The sequence below is a fragment of the Microbacterium sp. H6 genome, assembly GCF_003314775.1.
GTDB lineage: Bacteria > Actinomycetota > Actinomycetes > Actinomycetales > Microbacteriaceae > Microbacterium > Microbacterium oxydans.
In genome coordinates, this window is the sequence record NZ_QOAY01000007.1 from 1 (window position 1) to 7,621 (window position 7,621).

A 7,621-nucleotide genomic window follows, 5' to 3' on the forward strand; every position below is an offset into this window, starting at 1 on the left:
GGACGCCCGCCTGCACGCCCGCGCCCACACCCGCGAGCACGGCACCGACATCCCCGCCGTCGCCGACTGGCAATGGCCCCACCCCGACACCACCGACCCCACCCTCGGGAAGGAACCGAAATGAGCGACACCAGAACCGTGACCCTGCAGGTCAGCGGCATGATCCGCGCGACCTCCAAGAACGTCACCGAAGCCCACCTGAGCCGACAACCCGGAGTGATCGCCGTGGACGCGAACCCGGTCTCACAGACCGCGACCGTCACCTACGACCCCGAGACCACCTCGGTCGCCCACCTCCAGCAATGGGTCATCGACTGCGGGTATCACTGCGCCGGCCAGTCCGTCCCCGACCATATCTGCGACCCCGCGCACGACCCGCACGACGAGGGTGCGCACGACCACAGCGCCCACCACGGCCCCGCAGCTGAGGGCGCACAAGAACCGCACGCGAGTCACGACGCGCACGAGGGCCACACGGATGCCACGGGTCACGCCAGCCACGCGGGCCATAAGGGTCCTGCGGGCTATCACGACGACCCCGTCCACGACCACGCCGCTGGCCACGACCACACGCACGCCCCGTCGGCGACGGCGGATGACGGTGAGCATGCCGGTCACCACGTCGAGCACGCCGGTCACACCGCGGCCGCGGGTGGGCACGATCATGGTGCAGCGTCGGGTCACAGTGCGCAGGAGATGATGGGCCACGGTGGGCATCACGGCGGGATGTCGATGGACGCGATGATCCGCGACATGCGCAACCGGTTCCTGGTCGCGCTGATCCTGTCGATCCCGATCACCCTGTGGTCTCCGATCGGGCGGGAGGTGATCGGATTCGAGGTGCCGGCACCGTTCGGGCTGCGCGATGACGTGTTCATGCTGATCCTGTCGCTGCCGGTGATCTTCTACTCGGCGTGGATCTTCTTCGACGGCGCCTACCGGGCGCTGCGCGCGAAGACCCTCGACATGATGGTGCTCGTCGCAGTCGGTGTCGGCGCCGGCTGGCTGTACTCCCTCGCGGTCACCCTCACCGGCGGCGGTGAAGTGTTCTACGAAGCCGCCACGGTGCTTGCCACCTTCGTGCTGCTGGGGCATTGGGTGGAGATGCGCGCCCGCGGCGGCGCGAACGACGCCATCCGCACCCTCCTGGAGCTCGCACCCTCGCAGGCGGTCGTGATCCGTGACGGGCAGGAGGTCGAGATCCCCACCAGCGAGGTCGTCCCGGGGGATCTGATGCTGGTGCGGCCGGGGGCCAAGATCCCCACCGACGGTGTCGTGGAATCCGGAGAGTCCGAGGTGGACGAGTCGATGGTCACCGGCGAGTCCATGCCGGTGGACAAAGCGCCCGGGTCGGAGGTGATCGGAGCGACCGTGAACACCGTCGGCACCCTCCGCGTCACAGCCACCAAAGTCGGCTCGGACACGGCGTTGGCGCAGATCGTGAAGCTCGTGCAGGAGGCGCAGAACTCCAAAGCCCCCGGGCAGCGCCTCGCCGACCGGGCAGCGTTCTGGCTCGTCCTGGTCGCCCTGATCGGCGGCACCCTCACCTTCCTGGTGTGGCTGCTCGCCGGCGCTGCAATCCCGATGGCGATCCTGTTCGCTATCACCGTCGTCGTCATCACCTGCCCCGACGCGCTCGGCCTCGCCACCCCGACGGCGATCATGGTCGGCACCGGGCTCGGCGCGAAACGGGGCGTGTTGTTCAAGAACGCCTCCGGGATCGAAACCGCCGCCCACATCGACACGGTCGTGTTCGACAAGACCGGCACCCTCACCAAGGGGGAGCCGGAGGTCACCGACTACATCCCCGTCGGCGGCGACGAGCTCGAGACTCTCTCCCTCGCGGTCGCGTTGGAGCGGGAATCCGAGCATCCTCTGGCGAAAGCGATCGTGAATTACGCCGACGCCCGCGACATCCCCCGTCGCACCGCGACCGCGTTCCGAAACGTCACCGGGCAGGGCGCGATCGCCACCGTCGACGGTCGACAGGTCGTCCTCGGCAACCCGCGCCTTCTCACCGGGGAGGGGATCGACATCAGCGGGGTGCAGGCCGCTCAGCAGGACCTGGCTGGGTCCGGCCGCACCGCGATCCTGTTCGCCGTGGACGGGCAAGTCGCCGGGATCATCGGTCTCGCCGACGCACCCCGGGACACCGCAAAGACCGCGATCGACGCTCTCCACGAGCAGGGCGTCGAGGTCGCAATGCTCACCGGGGACAACAAGCCCACCGCCGACCGGATCGCCGCTCTCCTCGGCATCGACACCGTGATCGCGGATGTGCTCCCCGAGGACAAGTCCGCGAAGGTCGCCGAGCTGCAGAAGACGGGCAAGAAGGTCGCGATGGTCGGCGACGGCGTCAACGACGCCCCCGCCCTCGCCCAGGCCGACCTCGGCATCGCGATCGGCGCCGGCACCGACGTCGCCATCGAGACCGCCGACGTGGTCCTGATGCGCTCGGACCCGCTCGATGTTGCGATCGCACTCAAGATCGGCAAGGGCACACTGCGAAAGATGCGGCAGAACCTGGGCTGGGCCATCGGATACAACGCCGCCGCCCTCCCCATCGCCGCTGGCGTGTTCTATCCGGCGTTCGGGATCATGCTGTCCCCGGAGATCGCCGCCCTGTCGATGTCCGGTTCCTCCGTGATCGTCGCCGTCAACGCCCTCCTCCTCAAGCGGCTCCGCCTGCCCGCCCAGGCGCCCGCTGCGACGACCATGCAGAAGGAGCCCGAACATGCCTGACCGTCCGCTCTCTCCCACACCGTCCTCCCCGATGCTGCTGACCCGACGAGGTGTGCTCGGACTCGGACTGGGCGCCGTCGCGGCAGCCGTGCTCGCCTCCTGCACCCCCGCGCCGCAATGGGTGACACCCACCGGCGCAGCGGTGTCCGGCACGGAGAAGAACCGCGGCGGCACCGGCCGAGTCACCACCGTCGACCTCACCGCCGCCCCCACCACGCTCGACCTGGCCGGTACCGCCGCCGCCACCTGGGCGTTCGGAGGTATCCCCGCCCCGGTAATCCGGCTCACCGCAGGCGACACGCTGAAAGCGACCGTCCGCAACCAGCTCGACGCGGACACCTCCGTGCACTGGCACGGACTCGCCCTCCGCAACGACATGGATGGGGTCCCTCCGGTAACCCAAGCCCCCATCGCCCCGGGCGGACAGTTCGCATACGAGTTCGTCACCCCGCATCCGGGCACCTACTGGTTCCACCCCCACGTCGGCCCGCAACTGGACCACGGCCTCTACGGTGCGCTCATCATCGACGACCCGGACGAGAAGGTGACGTGGGACGACGAATGGGTGCTGATCCTCGACGACTGGCTCGACGGCGTCACCGCCACCCCGGACCAGGTCCTCACCGACCTCTCGAAGGGCATGGGAGACATGGGCGGGATGGGCGACATGTTCATGCGGATGGGGAACCTGCTGATGGGCGCCACCTCCGAGCTGCTCGGCGGCGACGCCGGCGACGTCTACTACCCGCAGTACCTTATCAACGGCAAACCCAAAGCCGACCCCGCCCAATTCACCGGCACTCCTGGTGCCCGGGTGCGGATCCGTGTCATCAACGCCGGCAGCGACACCGCGTTCCGGTTCGCGATCGGCGGCCACACCCTGACGATCACCCACACCGACGGGTTCCCGGTGGATCCTGTCGAGGTCGACAGTGTCCTGATCGGGATGGGCGAACGCTACGACCTGCAGGTCACCCTGGACGATGGGGTGTTCCCTGTCGTCGCCGACGCGGAAGGCAAGCAGGATCGCGCGTTCGCGCTCGTTCGCACCGCCGCTGGCACGGCTCCGGCCAGCGACGTCCCCGTCGCCGAGCTCGGCACCGGCAGGGTCGGCACCGCTGCCGGACTGAGCGCGACCGCCTCCGTCACCCTGCACCAGGCATCCCCCGACCGGGTCGTGCACCTCGCGCTGACCGGGGGGATGGAGGCGTACGACTGGGGGATCAATGGGCGCCGGTTCGACATGAACGACCCGTTGCGGGACGCGCACGCGGTCAGTATGGGGGAGCGGGTGCAGTTGCGGATCCGCAATGACACCGAGATGTGGCATCCGTTCCACCTGCACGGCCACACCTACCAGCACGCGAACGGCGGCCCCCGGAAGGACACCTCCATCATCCTCCCGGGCCAGACCCTGACAGTCGACTTCGACGCCGACAACCCCGGCCAGTGGGTCGCGCACTGCCACAACATCTACCACGCCGAGACCGGCATGACCACGGTGCTCGGATACCAGTCATGAACCGCGCGTTCATCCCCAGCACGGGAGGATGATCGCGCGGGCGATCGGACGGCGGCGGCGGACGTCAAGTCTAAGTGGACTTCCTACTCTTATGTAGGGATCTGCCATTTCGCGCGGAATCCTGCTGACGAAACTGCTGCCAATTAGCGTGGAATCCCCGAGTTCTCCGCCACCTTGACCGGGAACCTACATCATAGATGACGGATACGGGTCTGTCGAGAACGGCGAGCAGTGGGGTGAGGAAGACGGCCGAGAGATCATCTTCGAGACGCCAGCGTAAGCAGCAACCTTCGTCCCTACGCTTGTCCGATAGACGATCCGCTTGCAGGCGTCTATGTGCTGTGGTCGGAGGGGCCGGCAGCCGCGCGGTATCCACATCGGCTGGTTGCGAGACCTCAAGGCGGTGTGCGCGTCGAGCGCTACCCAGGTCGACGCGGCTCGGAGGCACGGAGCATCGATCGAGTTGCGAATGGGCCGGCTGCGACGGGGGTACCAGCGCAGAATCCCCCTAGGGTGGTCAAATGTCGACGACCTCCGCACGCCGCCGCGCGATCGGGGCGTCCGCGACCCTCTTGAGTGGCCCCGTCGATCTGCTCGACTTCCTTATTCCGCTCTGGGGGGGCGCGGTGCTCGGGCTCAGTACGTCTGTGGTCGGATGGCTGGTGGCCGCGGAGCTGGTGGTATCGGTGCTCATGCGACCGGTTGCCGGGTATCTCGCCGATTCGCGACCGCGCACCCGAGTCGCAGCGGTCGGAGCGTTCCTCTACAGCGCCAGCTGCGTGCTCTACGCGTTCGCGGATACGCCCGGGATGGCGTTCGTCGCGGCTGCCGTCGGCGGCGTCGCCGGCCCCCTGTTCTGGATCTCGCTGCGCGCCATCGCCGCCGAATACCTGTCGGACGACTCGGGGACGTTTGCAGGGCTGATGTCCTCCGAGGCCCTCGGATCCTGGATCTTCTGGGCGCCCGCGATGTTTCTCCTTGCATCCTACGGATACTCGGCCGTCTTCATCGGACTCGCCGCCGCGGCGATCGCCGCCGCGGTGCGCCTTCTGTTCGTGCCGAAGGAACCGCTCGTCGTGAGGGAAGAGTTCGCGGGCGGAACACGCGGACATGTCCGTCGACTCGCACCGCTCTTGGCGCTCGGTGTCTTCGTCACCGCCGCCGAGGCGGGCGTGGGTCTGGCGCTGCTCCTGCAGCTGCAAGCCCTGAACCTTCAGGTCTGGCAGATCGCGCTCGTTTACCTGCCGGGCGGTATCGCGCTCACGATTCTCCCGCGCCTCCTGCACGGTCTCGTCGAGCGATGGGGTCGCAAACCCGGCTACGCCGCCGCGTCCATCGCGTCTGCGGGGAGCGCAGCTGCGCTGGCGGTCTCCCCTCCAGTGATCGTCATAGCCGCGCTGTGGGTCTTCGTGTGTGCCGCGTTGGGCCTCCTCTACCCTCTGCAGAAGACCCTCGTCTCGGAGGCGAGCGGCGACCGCGTCGCCCGCGGGATGAGTCTGCAGGCGAACGCCGACACGATCGGCGCCGCGATCGGGGTGGTCGCTGCAGGCGCGTTGATCGCCGGTGGCTGGTGGGCTCCGGCGTACCTCGTGTTCTCCGCTGTCATCGCGAGCGGTACGGTCCTCGGCCCCTGGGCCATCGATCGCATAGGTCGGGATCGCCCACTGGCCGAGACTGCGGAGCAGTGACATGGCGAGCATCTGAGCGATCGCGTCGGCGACACATTTATTTCGATGGTGTCGCGGATGCTGGTAGCTTTCAGGGGTCCGTGCAGGAGTTTCGAGGAGGTGGTACCCGTGAACGAATCGACGTGGGTGCTCCCCACGGGAGTCACGGTCGGGCGATAGGTCGCCCGGGAGCGCCGCATCCTTGCAGCACTCCCGGAAGGCACGACCATGCACTTCACCTCCGAAACCCGCCTTGACCAGGGACCCATCGAACGCGAGTTCACCCTCGGCGACATTCCCGGCATCCTCTGGACACCACCCACCGCGTCGACGGCCGGCCCCGTTCCGCTCATCCTGTTGGGTCAGCCCGGCGGGCTCGGGCTACGGCGCATGCACCCCCGTCTGGAGGTCCGAGCACGCAGCGCCGCCGCACAGGGTTTCGCCTCGGTTGCTCTCGAACTGCCAGGTGCCGGAGACCGGCACCTGCTGCCGGGCGCGGAACAAGCCCGTGCCGACCTCGTGCGCGCGATCTCGGTGGGCGAGCGTCCCGATGACGACATCATCGACCGGCTCATCCTTCCCATCGTGGAGCGGGCAGTGCCGGAGTGGCAGGCCGCACTCGACGCAGTGCTTGGGCTTCCGGAGATCGGGGATCGGGTCGCCATCTCCGGCGGGGTCATCGCGGTCGCCGTGCGCCTGGCCGCGACCGATCGGCGCATTGCGGCCGCGGGCCTGTTCGCCGGAAGCTACGTGCCGCGATCGACCATGGACGAAGCGCGACGGATCACGATCCCCCTCCATGTGCTGCTGCAATGGGATGACGAGGGCAACGATCGACAGATGGCGCTCGATCTCTTCGATGCCTTCGCATCGACCGAGAAGACCCTCTACGCCAACATGGGCGGACACACCGGCGTCCCCTCATTCGCCAGCGAAGATGCCGCGCGCTTCTTCGCCCGCCATCTCGACTCGACAGGTGATTGATGTCCACCACGGATCGAGGACTGTAGGAATCTGCCGTTTCGCGTGGAACCTCGAACTCGAGATCACTGCCATTTGCCGTGGAATCCCGGCATCCTCCGCCATCTCGAGCGGGAACCTACACAACTGAGTGTAGGTTCCGCGGGGACTTAGCAAGATCCGCCGTAAGTTGGCGGTTGACTGGCATTGTTGCCACGTGTGTTGGATGACGTAGCGGTACCGGCGCCAAAGGGGGCGATGATGGGAGCTTCGCGGTATCTGTTCGATGACAATCCGGCGACGCAGGATCTCACCGGGCTGCGGGCGGTCGCGGTGGCGATCTCGAACGTTGTGGTCGATCGGCGGTTCGATACCGTCACGGTCGGGCTCAACTCGCCGTGGGGCGGAGGGAAGAGCACGGCGCTCAACCTGATCGAGACCGAGCTTCGGCGGCGCGATGACGTGATCGTGGTCGTAATCGATCCGTGGGAGTTTGTGGATTCGGGCGACCCGCGAGGCACCTTGATCAGTCGGGTGCTGGAGGGAATCTCGATCGAACTGAGTCGTCGCCGCGAGGAGGAGGCGCCCGGGGAGACCACGAAAGCGAAACTGGCGAGTGCCGCGGTGGATCTCATCTCCACGCTGGACGCTCTGCGTAGGCGGGTTTCGTGGAGCAAGGTGGCGCAGGTTGCGATCAAGTCGGCGGTGACTCTTACCCCCGATGTTGGAG

5 protein-coding genes are annotated in these 7,621 nt (G+C 67.6%); all 5 read left to right on the forward strand.

Annotation, left to right across the window (positions count from 1 at the left end):
* Positions 1-120 precede the first annotated feature (120 nt).
* Positions 121-2,742: a heavy metal translocating P-type ATPase gene (locus DSP71_RS00245; RefSeq protein ID WP_056518808.1), complete on the forward strand. Its 2,622-nt coding sequence runs from the start codon at positions 121-123 to the stop codon at positions 2,740-2,742.
* Positions 2,735-4,264, forward strand: a complete 1,530-nt coding sequence (locus DSP71_RS00250) for a multicopper oxidase family protein (RefSeq protein WP_113680074.1) — start codon at positions 2,735-2,737, stop codon at positions 4,262-4,264. The genes DSP71_RS00245 and DSP71_RS00250 overlap by 8 nt, the downstream gene beginning before the upstream one ends.
* A 521-nt stretch (positions 4,265-4,785) precedes the next feature.
* Positions 4,786-5,952, forward strand: coding sequence for an MFS transporter (locus tag DSP71_RS00255; protein ID WP_045247062.1), 1,167 nt, complete (start codon positions 4,786-4,788; stop codon positions 5,950-5,952).
* Positions 5,953-6,159: 207 nt separating this feature from the next.
* On the forward strand, positions 6,160-6,915 hold the full coding sequence (locus DSP71_RS00260; RefSeq protein WP_113680075.1) for an alpha/beta hydrolase: 756 nt from the start codon (positions 6,160-6,162) through the stop codon (positions 6,913-6,915).
* A gap of 237 nt (positions 6,916-7,152) precedes the next feature.
* Positions 7,153-7,621: P-loop NTPase fold protein (locus DSP71_RS00265; protein ID WP_220151057.1), on the forward strand; the 469-nt coding region annotated here is incomplete at its 3' end.

Coding starts and splice junctions, on each gene's coding strand:
- DSP71_RS00255 (WP_045247062.1), top strand. CDS start 4,786: ATGTCGACGACCTCCGCACGCCGCCGCGCGATCGGGGCGTCCGCGACC.
- DSP71_RS00260 (WP_113680075.1), top strand. CDS start 6,160: ATGCACTTCACCTCCGAAACCCGCCTTGACCAGGGACCCATCGAACGC.
- DSP71_RS00250 (WP_113680074.1), top strand. CDS start 2,735: ATGCCTGACCGTCCGCTCTCTCCCACACCGTCCTCCCCGATGCTGCTG.
- DSP71_RS00245 (WP_056518808.1), top strand. CDS start 121: ATGAGCGACACCAGAACCGTGACCCTGCAGGTCAGCGGCATGATCCGC.